The sequence below is a fragment of the Sphingomonas liriopis genome, assembly GCF_024211255.1.
Lineage (GTDB): Bacteria > Pseudomonadota > Alphaproteobacteria > Sphingomonadales > Sphingomonadaceae > Sphingomonas > Sphingomonas liriopis.
This window is the reverse complement of the sequence record NZ_JAMLDY010000003.1, coordinates 98,744-116,586: the sequence shown is the minus strand read 5'-3', so window position 1 is coordinate 116,586 and position 17,843 is coordinate 98,744. Positions and strand designations below refer to the sequence as shown.

Annotated in this window: 17 protein-coding genes and 1 tRNA gene; 15 read left to right on the top strand and 3 right to left on the bottom strand. The window is 66.0% G+C overall.

Translation table 11 applies throughout. From position 1 onward, the window contains the following. Positions 1-51: 51 nt before the first annotated feature. Positions 52-2,796, bottom strand: coding sequence for a [protein-PII] uridylyltransferase (locus tag M9979_RS03090; protein ID WP_254287873.1), 2,745 nt, complete (start codon positions 2,794-2,796; stop codon positions 52-54). A 434-nt stretch (positions 2,797-3,230) separates the two neighbouring features. Here M9979_RS03090 and lnt point away from each other — a divergent pair, with 434 nt between their 5' ends. Next, complete coding sequence (gene lnt, locus M9979_RS03085; protein WP_254287872.1) at positions 3,231-4,772, top strand: apolipoprotein N-acyltransferase; 1,542 nt, start codon at positions 3,231-3,233, stop codon at positions 4,770-4,772. Positions 4,773-4,814: 42 nt separating this feature from the next. Beyond that, positions 4,815-6,032: a methionine adenosyltransferase gene (gene metK, locus M9979_RS03080; protein ID WP_254287871.1), complete on the top strand. Its 1,218-nt coding sequence runs from the start codon at positions 4,815-4,817 to the stop codon at positions 6,030-6,032. A gap of 272 nt (positions 6,033-6,304) precedes the next feature. Here metK and M9979_RS03075 read toward each other — a convergent pair whose 3' ends face one another. After that, positions 6,305-6,976: an RBBP9/YdeN family alpha/beta hydrolase gene (locus M9979_RS03075; RefSeq protein WP_254287870.1), complete on the bottom strand. Its 672-nt coding sequence runs from the start codon at positions 6,974-6,976 to the stop codon at positions 6,305-6,307. Positions 6,977-7,174: 198 nt separating this feature from the next. Between M9979_RS03075 and M9979_RS03070 the strand changes: the two genes are divergently transcribed. From M9979_RS03070 to M9979_RS03050, 5 genes are all read left to right on the top strand, one after another. Next, positions 7,175-7,927 (top strand): TlyA family RNA methyltransferase, encoded by a 753-nt coding sequence (locus tag M9979_RS03070; protein WP_254287869.1) that lies wholly within the window; start codon positions 7,175-7,177, stop codon positions 7,925-7,927. Positions 7,928-8,030: 103 nt separating this feature from the next. Then, positions 8,031-8,549, top strand: coding sequence for a TspO/MBR family protein (locus tag M9979_RS03065; protein ID WP_254287868.1), 519 nt, complete (start codon positions 8,031-8,033; stop codon positions 8,547-8,549). 34 nt (positions 8,550-8,583) lie between these two features. Continuing rightward, entirely contained in the window at positions 8,584-8,850 is a 267-nt protein-coding gene (locus M9979_RS03060) for an accessory factor UbiK family protein (protein WP_254287867.1), read from the top strand. 97 nt (positions 8,851-8,947) lie between these two features. Then, positions 8,948-9,451: a type III secretion system chaperone family protein gene (locus M9979_RS03055; RefSeq protein ID WP_479725605.1), complete on the top strand. Its 504-nt coding sequence runs from the start codon at positions 8,948-8,950 to the stop codon at positions 9,449-9,451. A 4-nt stretch (positions 9,452-9,455) separates the two neighbouring features. Continuing rightward, the gene (locus M9979_RS03050; RefSeq protein ID WP_254287865.1) at positions 9,456-10,250 is read left to right on the top strand and encodes a pyrroline-5-carboxylate reductase family protein; all 795 of its coding nucleotides are present in this window, start codon (positions 9,456-9,458) and stop codon (positions 10,248-10,250) included. Positions 10,251-10,376: 126 nt separating this feature from the next. On the opposite strand, the gene M9979_RS03045 is transcribed toward M9979_RS03050, so the two are convergent. Continuing rightward, the gene (locus M9979_RS03045) at positions 10,377-10,865 is read right to left on the bottom strand and encodes a MarR family transcriptional regulator (protein ID WP_254287864.1); all 489 of its coding nucleotides are present in this window, start codon (positions 10,863-10,865) and stop codon (positions 10,377-10,379) included. A gap of 75 nt (positions 10,866-10,940) precedes the next feature. Between M9979_RS03045 and M9979_RS03040 the strand changes: the two genes are divergently transcribed. From M9979_RS03040 to M9979_RS03005, 8 genes are all read left to right on the top strand, one after another. Then, positions 10,941-12,032 (top strand): branched-chain amino acid aminotransferase, encoded by a 1,092-nt coding sequence (locus M9979_RS03040; RefSeq protein WP_254287863.1) that lies wholly within the window; start codon positions 10,941-10,943, stop codon positions 12,030-12,032. Between the two features lie 78 nt (positions 12,033-12,110). Continuing rightward, a tRNA-Gln gene (locus tag M9979_RS03035) sits at positions 12,111-12,185 on the top strand. A gap of 103 nt (positions 12,186-12,288) precedes the next feature. After that, entirely contained in the window at positions 12,289-14,025 is a 1,737-nt protein-coding gene (locus tag M9979_RS03030) for a site-specific integrase (RefSeq protein WP_254287862.1), read from the top strand. A 273-nt stretch (positions 14,026-14,298) separates the two neighbouring features. After that, entirely contained in the window at positions 14,299-14,508 is a 210-nt protein-coding gene (locus M9979_RS03025; protein WP_254287861.1) for a hypothetical protein, read from the top strand. Positions 14,509-14,570: 62 nt separating this feature from the next. Further along, positions 14,571-15,635 carry a PGN_0703 family putative restriction endonuclease gene (locus M9979_RS03020; RefSeq protein WP_254287860.1) on the top strand — a complete coding sequence of 355 codons (1,065 nt, stop codon included), beginning with the start codon at positions 14,571-14,573 and terminating at the stop codon, positions 15,633-15,635. Further along, positions 15,635-15,997 (top strand): DUF2958 domain-containing protein, encoded by a 363-nt coding sequence (locus tag M9979_RS03015; protein WP_254287859.1) that lies wholly within the window; start codon positions 15,635-15,637, stop codon positions 15,995-15,997. Before M9979_RS03020 ends, M9979_RS03015 begins: the two co-directional genes overlap by 1 nt. A 610-nt stretch (positions 15,998-16,607) precedes the next feature. Then, entirely contained in the window at positions 16,608-16,883 is a 276-nt protein-coding gene (locus M9979_RS03010; RefSeq protein ID WP_254287858.1) for a hypothetical protein, read from the top strand. Continuing rightward, positions 16,880-17,701: a hypothetical protein gene (locus tag M9979_RS03005; protein ID WP_254287857.1), complete on the top strand. Its 822-nt coding sequence runs from the start codon at positions 16,880-16,882 to the stop codon at positions 17,699-17,701. Before M9979_RS03010 ends, M9979_RS03005 begins: the two co-directional genes overlap by 4 nt. Positions 17,702-17,843: the final 142 nt, after the last annotated feature.

Sequence of the window (17,843 nt, the reverse complement as noted above, 5' to 3'; positions counted from 1 at the left end):
AGGCAACGACCACCTCGGCCGGCCGCAGCGATGCGCGCCGGCCGTTTCGTTTCAGGCGGCCAGCCCCTCCGTCTCGCCCGCGGCGGCGGCGTGGAGCCGGCGTTCCAGCGTCTTCACCCGCGTCGGCGCGACGATGCGGTCGCCGGTCAGGTCGGTGACGTAGAAGGTATCGACCGCGCGCTCGCCATAGGTGGCGACATGCGCCGAATGCAGCGTCACCTTCGACTGGAACAGCGCCTGCGCGAGCTGGTTGAGCAGCGCCGGCCGGTCGCGCGCATTGACCTCGATCACGGTGAAGCGGTTCGAGGCGCGGTTGTCGATCAGCACGTTGGGGACGATCTCGAACGCGTCGGCGCGGGTGCGCGCGGCGGGCTTGGCGACGAGCCGGTCGGCGAGCTTGCCGCGATTGGCGAGCGCATCCTCGATCGCGGTGGTCAGCCGGGCCAGCTGATCGCGATCGTCGAACGGCCGCCCGAACGGGTCCTGGACCAGGAAATTGTCGATCGCCATGCCGTCGCGCGTCGTATGGATGCGCGCGTCGATGATATTGCCGCCGGCGACGTGGATCGCGCCGGCGATGCGGTAGAACAGACCCGGATGATCGGCGGCGTAGATCGTCACCAGCGTGGCGCCGCGCGTCGCATAGACCTGTGCATCGATCGATAGCTGTGCATCGCCCGCCGCGGCGACGAAGCGGGCGTTGTGGGCGAGCACGTCGTCGGGCTCGGCGATCCAATAGGCTTCGGGGAAACGGCGGACGAAGGCGGCGAAGCGCGTATCGTCCCAGCCCAGCGCCGCCTGCAACGTCGCCTGTCGCGCCGCGATCCGTTCGCCGCGCCCGCGCTGCTTGTGGCCGAGCCGCAGCACCTCCTCCGCCGCCTCGTACAGATCGGCGAGCAGCTGGCGCTTCCAGCCGTTCCACGTGCCCGGCCCCACCGCGCGGATATCGACGATGGTGAGGACGAGCAGCAGCCGGAGCCGCTCGGGGCTCTGCACTACCTCGCAGAAATCGAGGATCGTCTTGAAGTCCGACAGGTCGCGCTTGAACGCGGTCGCCGACATGAGGAGATGCCAGCGCACCAGCCACACCACCGTCTCGGTCTCGGCGGGGGTCAGGCCGAAGCGCGGGCACAGCCGCTCGGCGACCTCCGCCCCCAGGATCGAATGGTCGCCGCCGCGCCCCTTGGCGATGTCGTGGAGCAGCACCGCGACGTAAAGCGCGCGGCGCGACACGATATGCTTGATGATCGCAGAGGCGAGGGGATGATCGTCCCTGATGTCGCCCTTGTCGATCCGCGACAGCAGCCCGATCGCGCGGATCGTATGTTCGTCGACGGTATAATGGTGGTACATATCGAACTGCATCTGCGCGACGACGCGGCCGAAATCGGGCACGAAGCGGCCGAACACCCCCGCCTCGTTCATCCAGCGCAGCACCAGCTCGGGATCGCGCGGCGAGGTGAGCACGTCGAGGAACAGCGCATTGGCGCGCGGATCGCGGCGATGGCCCGCGATCAGCCGCGCATCGCGGTTGGCGGCGCGCATCGCCAGCGGATGAATCTCGACACCGTGGAGGTCGGCGAGCTGGAAGATCTCGATCAGCCGCACCGGGTCCTCGGCGAAAAAGTCGTCGCGGGGCAAAGCCAGCCGGCCGCGGTCGAGGACGAAGCCGTGCAATTTGACCGGCCGCCGCCGGATCGTCGGCAGCCCGAAGCGTCGCCCGCGCGCCGCGAACCGTTCGTCGAGATGCGCGAGGAACACGCCGGTCAGGTCGCCGACCGTCTTCGCCTGCAGGAAGTAATATTGCATGAACCGTTCGACCGCGGATTTGCCGGGCCGGTCGGAAAAGCGCATCCGCATCGCGATCTCGCGCTGCACGTCGAAGGTCAGGCGATCCTCGGCACGGCGGGTGACGGTGTGGAGGTGACAGCGCACCGCCTGCAGGAAATTGTCCGCGCGGTGGAACAGCTTGTATTCCTCCGCGGTCAGCAGCCCGACGCCGACGAGGTCGGCCCCGCGCTGGACGTCGTGGATGTACTTGCCGATCCAGAACAGGGTGTGGAGATCGCGCAGGCCGCCCTTGCCCTCCTTGACGTTGGGTTCGACGACGTAGCGCGTGTCGCCCATCTTGCGGTGGCGCGCGTCGCGCTCGGCGAGCTTGTCGGCGATGAACTGGCGCTCGGTGCCGTGCTGCACCTCCGCCTTGAAGCGCTTCGCCGCCTCGTCGTACAGCGCGATGTCGCCGGTGACGTAGCGCGCCTCGAGCAGCGCGGTGCGGATGGTGACGTCGCTCTTCGACTGGCGGACCATCTCGTCGAGCGAGCGGCTGGAATGGCCGACCTTCAGCCCCGTATCCCAGAGCGCGTAGAGCATCGATTCGATGACCTGTTCGGCCCAGGGCGTCTGTTTGCCCGGGGTCAGAAAGCCGATGTCGACGTCGGAGAAGGGCGCCATCTCGGCCCGGCCATAGCCGCCGACCGCGATCAGCGTCAGCCGCTCGCCCGCGGTGGGGTTGGCGAGCGGATGCAGCCGCTGCGTCGCGAGGTCGAACAGGACGCGCAGCAGCTGGTCGACGAGATACGCCTGCGCATTCGACGCCTCGAGCCCGCGCGAGGGATGCGCGGCGAGGCGCCGTTCGATCTCGGCGCGCCCCTCGGCGAGCGCGGCCTTGAGCATCTGCGTCGCCTGCGCGCGCAGCGCGGCGTCGCTCGCCTCGATCGTCGCGATCCGCTCGGCGAGCGCGCGGCGGTCGACGATCAGGCGGCGGTTGGGGATATGGTCAAAACGGCCGTGCATGGGGGCGTCATAGCGGTGTGAGAGCTGATGCGACACCGGGTTTGGGGGGGTGTATGTTCATCGTCCTCCCCTCCACACTCATCGTCATCCCCCGCGAAGGCGGGGATCCATGCTGGCTGCCGTACCGGCTCCATCCCGATGGTCAGTGATTATGGATTCCCGTCTTCGCGGGGATGACGAAGGGGGCGGGGCGGGGGCGACGTGTCTGCACGTGTGCAGGGTGATGAAGGTTGCCCAAAATCCGCCGTCACCCCGGACTTGTTCCGGGGTCCACCGTGCAGCGAGCGGAACGGCAGGAGGCGCGCACTGTTCGCCTCGCCGCGGAGTGGACCCCGGAACAAGTCCGGGGTGACGAAGGGGTGGGGAGAGGGTGGCATCTCCGCAGACGTCGGACGGACGCGACAACGTCCCCCGGCCGCGATACAGCGTGGGGCATGCCTGCCATCCTGTCCCGCCGTCCCGCCTTGCTCGCGCTCCTGCTCGGCGCGCTCGCCGCGACGGGGTTCGCGCCGCTTCAGTTCTGGCCGCTCACGTTGCTCGGGCTCGCGGGCCTTGCGGCGCTGGTCCATGCCGCACCGACCCTCAAGCGCGCCAGCTGGATCGGCTGGTGTTGGGGCGTCGGGCATTTCACGATCAACAACAACTGGTTCCAGCACGCCTTCGACTTCCAGGACAAGATGCCCCCCGTGCTCGGCTATTTCGCCGCGGTGGGGCTGGCGCTGTATCTGGCGGTCTTCCCGATGCTGGCGGCGGGGATCGGTTGGCGGTTCGGGCGGCGCGGGGTGCCGGACGCGGGCTATGCGCTGGTGTTCGCGGCGGCGTGGATCGGTAGCGAATATCTCCGCGCCACGCTGTTCACCGGTTATGCCTGGGATCCGATCGCGGTGATCTGGCTGCCCGTGATCGGCGTCGCGCGGCTGTCGGCGTGGATCGGCACCTATGCGCTGTCGGGCGTCACCGTGCTGGCGGCGGTGTCGCTCTTGTTACTAGCACGGCGGCGCTGGCGTCTGCCGGCGGGGCTGGCAGCGGCGCTGGCGCTCGCCGCGCTGTCGGGGATATGGACCGACGCCCCCGCCGCCGGGCCCGACGCGCCGTTGTTGCAGGTCGTCCAGCCCAACATCGGCCAGGACGCGCGCGGGCAGGACGATCAGGAACGCATGCTCGCCGCGCTGGCGCGCTGGTCGGGGACGCCGGGCGCGCGTCCGCGGCTGGTCTTGTGGCCAGAAGGCGTGATGCGCGATTATCTGGAAAGCGGCTACCCGCGCTGGATCTACGACGGCCAGAGCCCGCTGTTCAACCGCTGGCGACTGGCGCGATTGCTGGGACCGCGCGACGTGCTGCTCACGGGCCATACGCCGCTGCGCTTCGATGCGGCGGGCGACGTCGTCGGCGCGTCCAATTCGGTGTTCGCGATCGACAGCAACGCCCGGATCGTCGGGCGCTACGACAAGGCGCACCTCGTCCCCTATGGCGAATATCTGCCGCTACCGTGGCTGATGAAGCCGCTCGGCCTTGCCCGGCTGGTGCCCGGCGACATCGATTTCGACGATGGCCCGGGTCCGCGCACGCTCGCAATCCCCGGCTTCGGCGCGATCGGGTTCCAGACCTGCTACGAGATCATCTTTTCGGGCCAGGTCGTCGACGAAGCCCACCGGCCGCGGATGATCTTCAATCCCTCGACCGACGCGTGGTTCGGCCGCTGGGGTCCGCCGCAGCATCTGGCACAGGCGCGGATGAGGGCGATCGAGGAAGGGCTGCCGATCGTCCGTTCGACCCCCACCGGCATCTCGGCGGTGATCGCCGCCGACGGCCGCCTGCTGGCCACCGTGCCGCACGAAACCGCGGGCACGATCCGCATGACGATGCCGCCCGCGCTGCCGCCGACGCCGTTCAGCCGGCTGGGCAATTGGGCGGCGCTGATCGTCGCGCTCGCCTTCCTCGCGCTCGCGATTGCAAACCGCCGCGCCCGACGCTAGAGAGCTCATATAAAGGTTTCTTTATATCGTTATGAGGCAGTGATGCGCAGCAGCTATATCTTCACGTCCGAGTCCGTTTCCGAAGGTCATCCCGACAAGGTCGCCGACCAGATCAGCGACACGATCGTCGATCTGTTCCTGTCCAAGGACCCCGAGGCGCGCATCGCCTGCGAGACGCTGACCACCACCAACCTCGTCGTGCTGGCGGGCGAAATCCGCTGCAAGGGCGTGTACGAGAACGGCGCCTGGGCCGATGGCGCGCTCGCCGAGATCGAGGCGGCGGTGCGCGCCACCGTCAAGCGGATCGGCTACGAACAGTCGGGCTTCCACTGGGAGACCTTCGCGTTCCAGAACAACCTGCACGGCCAGTCGGCGGAAATCGCGATGGGCGTCGACGAGGGTTCGAACAAGGACGAGGGCGCGGGCGACCAGGGCATCATGTTCGGTTACGCGACCGACGAGACGCCGGGCCTGATGCCGGCGACGCTGTATTACAGCCACAAGATCCTCGAGACGATGGCGGCCGACCGCCATTCGGGCAAGGCGCCGTTCCTGGAGCCCGACGCCAAGAGCCAGGTGACGCTGCAGTACGAGAACGGCGTGCCGACCGGTGCGGTCGCGCTGGTCGTCTCAACGCAGCACAAGGCGGGTTATTGCCTGCAGGGCGACAATGCCGATGCCGCCAAGTACGACGTGCTCAAGGATTACGTGACGGGCGTGCTCAAGAGCACGCTGCCCGAGGGCTTCGTCACCGACGCGACCAAGCTGTACATCAACCCGACCGGCGCGTTCGAGATCGGTGGCCCCGACGGTGACGCCGGCGTCACCGGCCGCAAGATCATCGTCGACACCTACGGCGGTGCCGCTCCGCACGGCGGCGGCGCGTTCAGCGGCAAGGACCCGACCAAGGTCGACCGTTCCGCGGCTTACGTGGCACGCTACCTTGCCAAGAACGTCGTGGCGGCCGGCCTCGCGAAGCGCTGCACGATCCAGCTGTCGTACGCGATCGGTATCGCCGAGCCGCTGTCGGTGTATGTCGATACGCACGGCACCGGCACGGTCGACGAAGCGAAGCTGGAGCAGGTGCTGCCGCAGCTCGTCCGCCTGACGCCCAAGGGCATCCGCCAGCACCTCAAGCTCAACGCGCCGATCTATGTGAAGTCGGCGGCCTACGGTCACTTCGGCCGCGAGCCGGAAGGCGACCTGTTCACGTGGGAAAAGACCGATCTGGTCGATCAGCTGAAGGCGGCGGTCGCGTAAGGCGACCCACCAGTTTGCGGGTTACGACGCCCTCCCTCGCGGCATGCGGGGGAGGGCGTTTTGCTATTGGGATAAAACCGGTCGCCCTGCGCGTGGGACTCTCGGGAACATGACGACGTAACCAGACCGTTCGTGCTGAGCCTGTCGAAGCACAGGTGAGACTCAGGCCCCCTTCGACGCCGCCTGCGGCGTCGCTCAGGACAGGCTTCGACAAGCTCAGGGCGAACGGTGAGAAGCTGGGTCCATCTTACGTCAGACGGTCGAAGTCCCCCTCATCCCCCCAGATAATGCGTCTGCGCCGCATCCGTCGCGTTGATCGCCAGGATCGAGCGGGCATCTCCCGGCGCACGGACGCGGCCATGGCCATCGGTGCCCGCGGTGATGATGCGGTCGAGCAATTCCTGCCCTTCGCGCCACCAGCCGATGCCACTCGCCGCATTGAGGTGCCCCTGCGGTCCCGCATCGACGAAATGGCTGCCCCATTGCGCCGCGAGGCTGTGCGCGCGGTCGATGCCGATCCAGGGATCGTCGCTGGAGGCGACCACGATTGAGGGGAAAGGGAGGGGCGTGCGTGGTGTCGGGGCGAAAGCGCGCAGCTCGTCGGGCGCGCCCGGCCGGTCGACGTCGGCCGGCGCCACCAGCAGCGCGCCTGCCACCGGCCAGCCGTAGGGCTGCGGGCTGAGCTCCGCCCACCACGCCACCGCGAGGCAGCCGAGGCTGTGGGCGGCGAGGATCACCGGTGCCTCGGCCTGCGATATCGCCTGGTCGAGCTTGGTCACCCAGGCGTTGCGGTGCGGCGTGTTCCACATGCCGAGTTCGACCCGCACCGTGTCGGGCCGGGCGTCTTCCCATAAGGTCTGCCAATGCGAGGGGCCGGAACCGCCCAGACCCGGCACGGTCAGGATGGTCGGTTGCGCGGCGTCGAAACTGGAAAATCCGGTCATGGCTGCATCTCCCTCCGTTGAAGGGGGCGTGTCGGGTCGGCGCTCTAGGGCACGCCGCCGGCACGCCCCCCGTTCCAGGAGATAAACCTACTAAATCGATCGGCAATCGCGTTGCGCCCAGTCGAAGACGCGATGCGGCGGATGGAAAGCCGCGGCTGCGGGGGTGGCGAGGGGCATGTCGCAGCGCTAGGGCGGGGCATGGCCAAGACCCGTGCAGACCAGATGCTCGTGACCCGCGGACTCGCCGAATCGAAGACGCGGGCGCAGGCGCTCATCATGGCGGGGCTGGTGTTCGCGGGGACGAAGAAGGTCGACAAGCCCGGACAGGCGTTCGCGGACGACGTCGTGCTCGACGTGCGCGGGCGCGATCACCCCTGGGTGTCGCGCGGGGGCGTCAAGCTGGCGCACGGCCTCGATCATTTCGGCTGGGACGTCGCGGGCGCGGTGGCGATCGACGTCGGTTCGTCGACCGGCGGCTTCACCGACGTATTGCTGACCCGCGGCGCGGCGCGCGTCTATGCGGTCGACAGCGGCACCAACCAGCTCGCGTGGAAGCTGCGCCAGGACCCGCGCGTGATCGTCCACGAACAGACCAGCGCGCGCATCCTCGATGCGACGCACATTCCCGAGGGGATCGACCTGATCGTCTGCGACGCGAGCTTCATCGGGCTGGCCAAGGTGCTCGAACGCCCGATGACCTTCGCGGCGCCCGATGCGCGGCTGATGGCGCTCATCAAGCCGCAGTTCGAGGCGGGGCGCGAGGAGGTGGGGAAGGGCGGCGTCGTCCGCGATCCCGCGATCCGCGCGCGGGTGTGCGACGCGGTCGCCACATGGCTGACCGGAGCCGGCTGGAGCGTCGCCGGGATCGCCGAAAGCCCGATCACCGGGCCGGAGGGCAATGTGGAATATCTGGTCGCGGCGTCCCGGAACGGATCGCTGACGGAACGATAATCGCATCGGACGCTTTACGAAGCTTGTGCAGCGCGGCAAGGCGGCGGCGCAGCATCCGAGGGAGCAAGACGTGGGCGGCATCGCATCCAGAGGTCAATTGCGGATGTCGTTCCTGCGCTGGGCAGTGGTCACCGTGCCGCTGGTCCTGCTGCTCGGCTTCGCGTCGGGGCGGGCGGTGCCTGCGGGTAGCGAGAACAGCTGGTACGTCGCGTTGCAGAAACCGGCGCTGACCCCGCCGGGCTGGGTCTTTCCGGTCGCCTGGACCTCGCTCTACATCCTGCTCGGCCTCGCGGTGGCGGTGATCCTGCACGCACGCGGCGCGCGGCTGCGTGGCGTGGCACTCGGCGTGTTCGCGGTGCAGTTCGTCCTCAATCTCGCCTGGACGCCGCTGTTCTTCGGCATGCACCAGGTCGGCACCGCGCTGCTGGTCATCGTCGCGATGCTGGTACTGGCGATCGTCGCGACGCTGTTGTTCGGCCGCATCCGGCCGCTCGCGGCGTGGCTGATGGTGCCGTATCTGGTGTGGATCAGCTTCGCCGGCGTGCTGACCTGGCGGATCGGCCAGCTCAATCCCGACGCGGAAACGCTTGTACCGGCGGCGCATACCTCCCAGATGCTGTGACAGATGCACCTGTCGTGCCGGGAATAGTGAAACCATGCAGTCCGAAAACCGCCTGTTCGATGATTTCGTGAAGCTGATGAACGGCGCCGCCGGCACGCTCGCCGGCGTCGGGCGAGAGGCCGAATCGGGCGCACGGGCGCGGGCGCGCGAGTGGATCGGCGGGCTCGACTTCGTCAGCCGCGACGAGTTCGAGGTGGTGAAGGCGATGGCTGTCGCCGCGCGTGACGAGAATGACGCGCTGCGCGCGCGGCTCGACGCGCTGGAGGCGAAGCAGGCCGATACGCCGCCGCCCGCCGCCTGACGCGGTTTTCCACAGCTTTATCGACAGCCTTGTCCACGAAGGGCTTGCCGCGGCGATTTTGCCTCGGCAGCCTTGTCGTGCGATAAGAGGCGCAATGATGCTCGATTCCGCCGAAGCTGACCAGGACCCCGCCGCCCCCATCGACATGCTCGAGGCCTATTACGCCGCGCATGGCTGGGAACACGAGCGGCACGACGACGAGATCGTCGCGACGGTCAAGGGCAGCTGGACGAGCTACGAATTGCGCGCGCTGTGGCGAGAGGACGACAGCGTCCTCCAGTTCCTCGCCTTCCCCGACATCAAGGTGACCGACGATCGCCGCGCCGGAGTCTACGAGGCGATCGGGCTGGTCAACGAGCAATTGTGGATCGGCCATTTCGAGCTGTGGTCGTCGTCGGGCGTGCTGCTCTATCGCCACGCCGCGATGATCAATGGCGAGGAGGAGGGCACGATGTCCTTGGGCGCCACCGAATTGCTCGTCGAATCGGCGATCGAGGAGTGCGAGCGCTTCTATCCCGTCTTCCAGTTCGTCCTGTGGGGCGGCAAGACCCCGCGCGAGGCGCTCGCCGCCGCGCTGATCGAGACGCAGGGCGAGGCCTGATTCCATGCGGTTGCTGATGGTCGGCGCCGGCAACATAGGCGGCGCGATGCTGCGCCGCTGGCTCGCCGCGGGGATGGACCCGGCTGACGTGACGGTGGTGTCGCCCAGCGGTCGCGCGATGCCCGATGGCGTCACCGTCGTGCCGGTGATCCCCGATGCCGGCGACGGGCCGCGGTTCGACGTCATCCTGCTCGGGCTGAAGCCGCAACAGCTCGCCACGTTGCGCGACGGCCCGCTTGGCAGACACGCTCCCGATCTGCTGGTGTCGATCCTCGCAGGGGTGGAGGTGGCGACGCTCGCCGGCCTGTGCGCGGCCGGTGCGGTCGTGCGGGCGATGCCCAATCTGCCCGTCGCGATCGGCAAGGGCGTGGTCGCGCTCCATGCACCGGATGCGGACGACGCGGCGCGGGCGCGGGTGACGGACTGGATGCAGCCGCTGGGCCTGGTCGAATGGATCGCCGACGAGGCGCGCTTCGACGACGTCACCGCGCTCGCCGGCTGCGGCCCGGCGTTCGTCTTTCGCTTCGCCGATGCGCTGGCGCAGGCGGGGACGGCGCTGGGACTGCCCGCCGATCAGGCGGCGCGGCTGGCACTCGCCACGCTGCACGGCGCCGCGCGCATGGCGGCGGAGGCGGACGTCAGCCCCGCGACGCTCGCCGACCGCGTCGCCAGCCCCGGCGGTTCGACGCGCGAGGGGTTGAACGTCCTCGACCGGCCCGACGGCCTCGTCGCGCTGCTGACCGAAACGCTGGCCGCATCGGCAAGGCGCAATCGCGAGATGGCCGCCGCGGCGCGATAGGCTGGGGGACCTCCACACACGATCCGTTCGGGCTGAGCCTGTCGAAGCCCATTGAGTTTCATCTGCCCTTCGACAAGCTCAGGGCGAACGGCGAGAGAATGTACCCCGCTTCGAGCGGGACGATCCCTAGGACCGCAGCTTTTCCACCTGCGCCCGGTCGGGGTCGGGGATCATCCCCTCCAGCACCGCCCAATAGCCCGATACCGCATCCTGCCCTGCCGCCTGATAGGCCTGCGACATCTTGATGCGCACCGCCTCGAACAACTCGCTTTCCAGCCGCGCGCCTTCCTCGGTCAGGCGCAGCAGGCGCTGGCGGCGGTCGCGTTCGCCCGGGCGGGTCTCGACCAGCTTGCGATCCGTCAGCTCGTTGAGTACGCGCCCCAGGGACTGTTTGGTGATCGCCAGCATCGCCAGCAACTCGCTGACCGTCAGATCGGGCCGGCGAGCGATGAAGTACAGGGCACGATGGTGCGCGCGGCCCAGCCCCTGGGCGGCAAGCCCCTGATCGACGGAGCGGGTGAGATGGCTATGGCCGAAGTACAACAGCTCCATGCCCCGACGAAGTTCGGATTCGCGCAAGAATTGCGCAGACGCGGAGGGAGCTGTGGCAGCCATGTTGACCGGTTTAGCCACCGTCCGTACGCATCCGCAACCCCTGATGCCTGAGAGAAATCGATGAACGCTCAATTGATGTCCGGCGCGGCCGCTTTCCGCTTCGATCCCAGCACGACTCCGGTCGATGCCAACGACCGCGCCGCCAGGCTGGTCGACCCGGGTTTCGGCCGCGTCTTCACCGATCATATGGCGGTGATCCGCTATAGCGAGGACAAGGGCTGGCACGACGCCGCGATCACCGCGCGCGCACCGATCACCGTCGACCCCTCCATCGCGGTGCTGCATTATGCACAGGAAATTTTCGAAGGGCTCAAGGCCTATCGCCTCGACGACGGCGGCACCGCGCTGTTCCGCCCCGACGCCAACGCGCGCCGCTTCAACAATTCCGCGCGCCGGCTGGCGATGCCCGAGCTGCCCGAAGAATTGTTCCTCGAATCGTGCCGACAGCTGGTGACGACCGAGCGCGACTGGTTCCCGCAGGTCGACGGCGGCGCGTTGTACCTGCGCCCGTTCATGTTCGCGAGCGAGGCGTTCCTCGGCGTCAAGCCGTCGTCCGAATATCTCTACATGGTCATCGCCTCCTCGGTCGGCTCCTACTGGAAGGGCGAGGCGCGCGCGGTGTCGATCTGGGTCAGCCAGGATTACACCCGCGCCGCGCCCGGCGGCACCGGCGAGGCGAAGTGCGGCGGCAATTATGCCGCCAGCCTCGCCGCGCAGCAGGAGGCGATCCGCCAGGGCTGCGACCAGGTCGTCTTCCTCGACGCGGTCGAGCGCCGCTGGGTCGAGGAACTGGGCGGCATGAACGTCTTCTTCGTGTTCGACGACGGATCGATGGTGACGCCGCCGCTGACCGGCACGATCCTGCCCGGCATCACCCGCGATTCGATCCTGCGCATCGCCCGCGACCAGGGCATCGAGGTCCGCGAGGAACTCTACGGCATCGACCAGTGGCGCGCCGACGCAGGCAGCGGCCGCCTGACCGAAGCCTTCGCCTGCGGCACCGCCGCGGTCGTCACCCCGATCGGCGAGGTCGTCGGCCCCGACGGCCGCTTCACCATCGGCGGCGGCGGCACGGGCCAGCTGACCCAACGCATGCTCGACGCGCTATCCGCGATCCAGCGCGGCCGCGCACCCGATCCGCACGGCTGGTTGCAGCGCCTCGGCTGAGCCGGGCGGCAGCGGTGAAAAGTGGTGTCGGCGGGGCTTTCCAACCCCGCCGACGCGGCTATAAGGCCGCCTCTCCGTTGGGGCGTCGCCAAGTGGTAAGGCAGCGGCTTTTGGTGCCGCCATCCGCAGGTTCGAATCCTGCCGCCCCAGCCATGTTTCCCCTAAGATACTGACCAGTATCGGTTTTGTGGGCGGTGCCGGAACCGTGGTGGGGTTTTGCTACAGAACCCTGCTACAGAGCCGGGGCTTTGTGGCGATGGGAGCGATCCCGAATACGGTCAGGCGCGGTGGCGTCTATCACTTCCGCAGGGCCGTGCCGGCGGCGCTGCGCATGCGGTTGGCCCGTGCAGAATTGACATGCAGCCTCCACACGCACGAAGCAGGCGCGGCGCGAACGCTGTCGCGCTGCCTGTACCTGCGGTCGGAGGAATTGTTCGGTGTTCTCGAATGCGCGCCCATGCTGAGCGACGACGACATCGCGGCGCTGGTGCGGGACTTTTATGCCACCATCTTGCGGCAGGACGACAATGAGCGCTTGCTGAGCGACGCTCCCGATGCCTTCCGGGAACATCGGGCGGAGCACTATCGCCAGCTTGCGGAACGCAGCCGGATCGACCTCGCGAGCAATGCCTTTGGATCGGTGCGGCAGATGACCGCCGTCATGCTTGCGCGTCGATACGGCATGGAGGCGCGCTTCGACAAACTGAGTGTTCGCAAAGCGGGGCAAGCCATGCTGCGTGCTGGCGTCGAGATAGCCGAGACATTGCGCGCCAGGGCGGAAGGCGACTTCAATTACGAACCTGCCGACAAGCTGCTGGCGGCGGCGCTTGCCGAACGGGCGGTACAGCCGCAATCCGCTTCCCCAGCCCAGGCCTCTGCACCCTCAAGTCCAATGTTTTCCGTCGAAGCGGAGCAGTTCCGCGAGACGCAGGTTCGTCGAGGTGTGTGGGAGAAGCAAACGGCCTTGCAGGCGCGCAAGACCTATGCGCTGTTCGTACAGCATTTCGGGGATCGACCCCTCGAGGGATTTGCACGGAGCGATGCCGCGTCTTTCAAGGAACTGCTCAGCGATCTGCCGGCCAATTACGGCAAGGCGGCTGAGTTTCGCGGCATGCCCGCGGCCGAGATCGTCGCGGCTACCAAAGCGGTCGATACCGATCGTCTGACGCCCCGCACCATTCAGCGGCATTTCAACGCACTCGCGGCGCTGTGGTCCGTGGCGTTGGAGAAGGGGCAGGTGGCATCGAACATCTTTGCCGACTGGAAATTTCCTTCGGCGAAGCGCGCTAAGGATCAGCGCGAGCATTGGACACGTGAGCAGCTAGCAGAACTGTTCGAGACGCCGATTTGGAAAGGGTGCTATTCGATCGCACGGCGGTCTAGACCGGGATCGGTGATCGAGCGGGACGAGAGGTTCTGGCTGCCGCTCATCGCTTTGTTCTCCGGCATGCGACAGGAGGAAATCTGTCAACTTCGGCTGGCCGACATCCGCCAGGAAGAGAGCGTCTGGCTGTTCGATCTCAACACCCGTGACGGGCAGCAGTTGAAGAACGCCAATGCTGTTCGGCGCGTACCGCTTCACTCCAAACTGATCGAATTGGGGCTACTGGTGTACGTCGAGCAGCTACGCCGAAGCGGCGATAAGATGCTGTTTCCCAACCTCCAACCCGGAGGTGCCGATGGCCGTTTCGGGCATAATTATTCGAAGTGGTTCAGCCGGTATCGACAGGATGTAAAGCTGTTCGTACCCGGCCGTGACTTCCATTCTTTCCGTCACAGCGCAACGACGTTCATGCGACAGGCCGGCGTAGATGAGCCGACGATCGATGAATTGACTGGTCACGCGACCGTCGGCGAAACCGCGCGATATTCGAAGGGTCTCACCATAGCCAATTTGCGCAGTGCGATCGAACGCATTGACATTGGCGTAGACCTGTCTCGTCTAAGTCAGGATAAATTTAGCGAGATCGCTGGGGAGGTTATTATCTCATAGCGTAGACAAAATTTGGCATCGAGCGCATAGAATAGGCGCGCCTTGCGCTTTACCTATCTACCTATCTACCTATCTACCTATCTACCTATACCTATACCTATACCTATACCTATACCTATACCTATACCTATACCTATACCTATACCTATACCTATACCCCTTTAGCTATCTATTAACCTTTATCTCTCCGCCGGAGGGAAATGGCTAAAGGAGGCTGATGTGAGGTTCAGTGTTATGCCAGCGGCGGCGCCGCGCTCGGGAGATTCTCCTGACATGACCGAAGCAATCGATCGTTTGTTGCGCCTCGGCTTCGATGTTCGTCGCCCACAGGGAAACTCCTATCAGATCAAGGTAGCGCCTTTCGTCAGCTACTATCCCACGACGGGGCGGATCGTCCCCGATGGGCGACAGCCACTGCAACAACGCGGCCTTGGCGAGTTGATCCGCATGCTGGAACGAGGCGTGATCGAACCGGGTGAATAGATGGCCGATGCGGGTGGATCCTTCCTGTCCGCAATCTGGCGGGCGATCATTCAGGAGGATTCATGGCACCCGAACGCGGCGAGCGGTTGGATCAGCTTCCCATCGTGCCTGTTGAAGTTCTGAAGCGTCATCACGTCCACGAGCAATTCGACACCCGTTTCCGCGCTTGCGCTCGGCTGCTTCAATCGCTGTGGCGCGATCGCCAGGGCCTGCCACCCGGCAATCATCAGGACCGCGCGGGACGCAAGCGCCGGCTGGGATCGCTGCTCAGTGGTGCCGCCGCAGATGCGGGACGCAACTTCATGACCCCATCGATCGCGCATCTGGTGCGACGAGAAGTGGCCTATCAGGAAGCCGGCGCCCTCATCGAACAGGGGCGGCTGTACGGCAACCTTCTGTCGTCGATGCCGCTGACGTTCAACGCGTTCGCACCCCTCCGCTTCGATCTTGCTTTGGCGACGAAAACCTTGCGTGCGCTGCTGCCACAGCGGGACATTGCCGCCGTTCGGCACATCTGGTTCGAACACAACCCCGGTCGCCGAGACCCGACGCTGACCGGCGACCGAAGCGCGTTCGACGTCGCCATGGTGTACGACCGTGCCGACGGTAAGTCTGGATTTGTCGGCATCGAGGTGAAATATTCCGAGGGCCTGACCGAGCCTTCGCCGACCGAATTGAACGCCAGCTATGACCGCTTGGCGCCAGCGTGTGGTTTGTTCAAGGAACCCGGCCATGCCGCTCTGCGGGTCAACCCGATGCAGCAACTCTTTCGCGAGCATTTGCTTGCTCAGGCTATGCTCATGCGCGGCGACTATGCTGAGACGGCGTTCATGGTGATCGCGCCGCGGCACAACACGTCGGTCCAGCAGGCTGTTAAGCTGTACGGGGCCTTCCTATGCGATCCTGCAGATGGACCTGTGCCATTCGCCAATGTGACGTTGGAGGCCTTAATCGACGCCATCTATTGGGCGGGCGCACGGGAGGCTGCCGCTGCGCTGTTTGACCGCTACCTCGACTGGCATCAGGTCGATCACGCAGTCGAATGCGCGCTCGCCGATAGGCGAGGGGAGTGGCATCTTGCGCCCCCAGTCTTGGCGCCGCTTCGTCTGGTCGCGGGAGGGGCGTAATGCGCGAGCTTGTCTTACCCGCCGCCATCATCGATCGCCTGATCGACAACGGGCGGCGTACCGCCGCCGGCGAAGACATCGACCCGATTCCCGTCGTGAAGCTTTTCACCCCGGACGCCGCGGCCACATGGCTTCTGACCGAACTCGATCCCATCGACCGCGATCGGGCCTTTGGCTTGTGCGGTCTCGGACTCGGGGAAGTGGAGCTAGGCTACGTCAGCCTCGCCGAGCTGGTGAGCATCCGCGGAAGGCTGGGCCTACCGGTCGAGATCGATCGCTCCTTTGAGCCGCGTGCGCCACTCTCTCGCTATGTCGAGGTGTCGCGATCGGCATGCAGGATTGTCGACTTGGCTGCCGGATAGCGCGGTGGCACGACGTGGGAGATGCAGGCTTTATCGTCGGTCAACGAGTGTTCTTCTGGACGGGACGAGGATCACGAGGCCAGGGCACGATCCGCGCGATAGCGGGCGATCGCGTCTTCATCGATCCTGACGACGACGCCTGCCGCGGAAGTGACTACCGGATGTTTCCAGTAGGATCGCGAAGGCGCGATGTCTGGGCGCCGCGCGATTATGGCGTCCGGTTCGGTCAGCTGAATACACTGCCGAACCCATGGTTCGAAGACAGCTGATGTTGGCGTGACCTTGCATTTCTCATCCGGCGGCGGTTAGGGTCGGAACGCCTCCGCAATACTCGGGGGCGGGGCGTGGAAACCTCTTTGGCGATGTACCTGGTCGAGCTTCTCGGCCGGGTGGCATGCGCGCATGTCCAGCCGGCTTGCCGGTAAAGGCGCATGCGCGCTGAGCATCGCCAGTGTTTCCAACATCCGGCTTAGGCCGCCGCCCCGAACGGACGAAGGGGCGGCGTTGCAAGCGGGTGTATCTCTGTAACGAGGTTGATGTGCGGTGGTCCGCGATGGCGGCCTGCTGTTCCCGTGACTGCGCCGTTCGACGATTTATCAGGGGGAAGCACATGCGTTTCATCGTCGACTTATACCGATGGCTTATTCTGCTGGCGCTCGCAGTGATGCTCGTGATGGCGTCGTGGCTGGGCGCATCGCTGATGTTCGGCCCGCTTTCAACCATCCCTTTCCGCGACGCATATCTCGGCGCCCTCGCTGGTGGGGCAGTGGTCGTAATCCTGATGCTCGGCATCACCGCAACGTTCATCTCGATGCACGATCGCCTTTCCGATGTGGCGGACGCGTTGGATCGCCTTACGCCGGCAACCGATCGGGCCTCGCTGTGAAGGGGCGCCACGTACAGGTCGGGCTGCTGTTCATCGCCGTCTGCGTCGTCATCGGCCTAGCGATCGCGCTGTTCACGATGGGGAGAACGGAAGGGGCTCGCGAGCACGCGGATGACAATGTCGCTGCGACAGCGGCACCGGTCGGGATCTCACCAGCGCCTGCGGCTGCGAAGGCACCCGCGACGGTCGCAGCGGCCACGCCCGATTTCCTGGTAACGGACGAACTTCGGCGGAATAGGCCGACTTGGGAAGAGCTCGGGCAAGGCCCCGATGCGGTCGTATTTTGCGTCGGTGCAAAGGCGCGGCTCACGAATGGGTCGGCGCGCCCGCTCAACCTGAATGTGGTGGTCGCGGAAAGTGACGACAGTTCTCCCCTCGGCACGGTGGCGCCCGGTCAGACGATTTCCTTCGATCCCGGCAATGAGGGAACATGGAATCTGACGGACGCCGGTGATGGAGGTCCGCTGTTTCAGTACGAGGTTCAGAAATGCGATCGGCCTGCGGCCGCCACCGTGACTGCGACCCAGGCCAAGACCCTACGTGGTCGCTGCCGGCTGAAGGTCTCCGGCGTGAAGTACATCGACGGGCCTTGCTATTATTATTGGTATGTCGATCATACTGGATGGGGTATCAGCGATAAGCCGGATGAAAGCGGCTACCTCGCCACCCTGGAGATCGATCAGGGCGAAGCAACTGGGATGTGGAATGGCCGGCCGGGAGGGGACAAGATCAATAACCCGCTCGGCGATGGCGATCCACTGACGCGCAACGGTGCGTGCTGGGCAAAGGGTGAGGACGAAATCTGCCTTTGGGCTTGAGCCTCTGACGGGATGTGGTTTTGGGGGGCGCGCGTTTTGAGGGGACCGGCTATCCATACGATTAGCCGGCCCTTGTCCTTCGTTTCCTGAGCCGCCGATTTGCCGAGCGCATAGTAAGTGCATGGGCTCTTTTCTTATTAAT

Bases quoted from the DNA above. Each gene is read 5' to 3' on its own strand.
- M9979_RS03090 (WP_254287873.1), bottom strand. From the start codon at position 2,796: ATGCACGGCCGTTTTGACCATATCCCCAACCGCCGCCTGATCGTCGAC.
- lnt (WP_254287872.1), top strand. From the start codon at position 3,231: ATGCCTGCCATCCTGTCCCGCCGTCCCGCCTTGCTCGCGCTCCTGCTC.
- metK (WP_254287871.1), top strand. From the start codon at position 4,815: ATGCGCAGCAGCTATATCTTCACGTCCGAGTCCGTTTCCGAAGGTCAT.
- M9979_RS03075 (WP_254287870.1), bottom strand. From the start codon at position 6,976: ATGACCGGATTTTCCAGTTTCGACGCCGCGCAACCGACCATCCTGACC.
- M9979_RS03070 (WP_254287869.1), top strand. From the start codon at position 7,175: ATGGCCAAGACCCGTGCAGACCAGATGCTCGTGACCCGCGGACTCGCC.
- M9979_RS03065 (WP_254287868.1), top strand. From the start codon at position 8,031: ATGTCGTTCCTGCGCTGGGCAGTGGTCACCGTGCCGCTGGTCCTGCTG.
- M9979_RS03060 (WP_254287867.1), top strand. From the start codon at position 8,584: ATGCAGTCCGAAAACCGCCTGTTCGATGATTTCGTGAAGCTGATGAAC.
- M9979_RS03055 (WP_479725605.1), top strand. From the start codon at position 8,948: ATGCTCGATTCCGCCGAAGCTGACCAGGACCCCGCCGCCCCCATCGAC.
- M9979_RS03050 (WP_254287865.1), top strand. From the start codon at position 9,456: ATGCGGTTGCTGATGGTCGGCGCCGGCAACATAGGCGGCGCGATGCTG.
- M9979_RS03045 (WP_254287864.1), bottom strand. From the start codon at position 10,865: ATGGCTGCCACAGCTCCCTCCGCGTCTGCGCAATTCTTGCGCGAATCC.
- M9979_RS03040 (WP_254287863.1), top strand. From the start codon at position 10,941: ATGTCCGGCGCGGCCGCTTTCCGCTTCGATCCCAGCACGACTCCGGTC.
- M9979_RS03030 (WP_254287862.1), top strand. From the start codon at position 12,289: ATGGGAGCGATCCCGAATACGGTCAGGCGCGGTGGCGTCTATCACTTC.
- M9979_RS03025 (WP_254287861.1), top strand. From the start codon at position 14,299: ATGACCGAAGCAATCGATCGTTTGTTGCGCCTCGGCTTCGATGTTCGT.
- M9979_RS03020 (WP_254287860.1), top strand. From the start codon at position 14,571: ATGGCACCCGAACGCGGCGAGCGGTTGGATCAGCTTCCCATCGTGCCT.
- M9979_RS03015 (WP_254287859.1), top strand. From the start codon at position 15,635: ATGCGCGAGCTTGTCTTACCCGCCGCCATCATCGATCGCCTGATCGAC.
- M9979_RS03010 (WP_254287858.1), top strand. From the start codon at position 16,608: ATGCGTTTCATCGTCGACTTATACCGATGGCTTATTCTGCTGGCGCTC.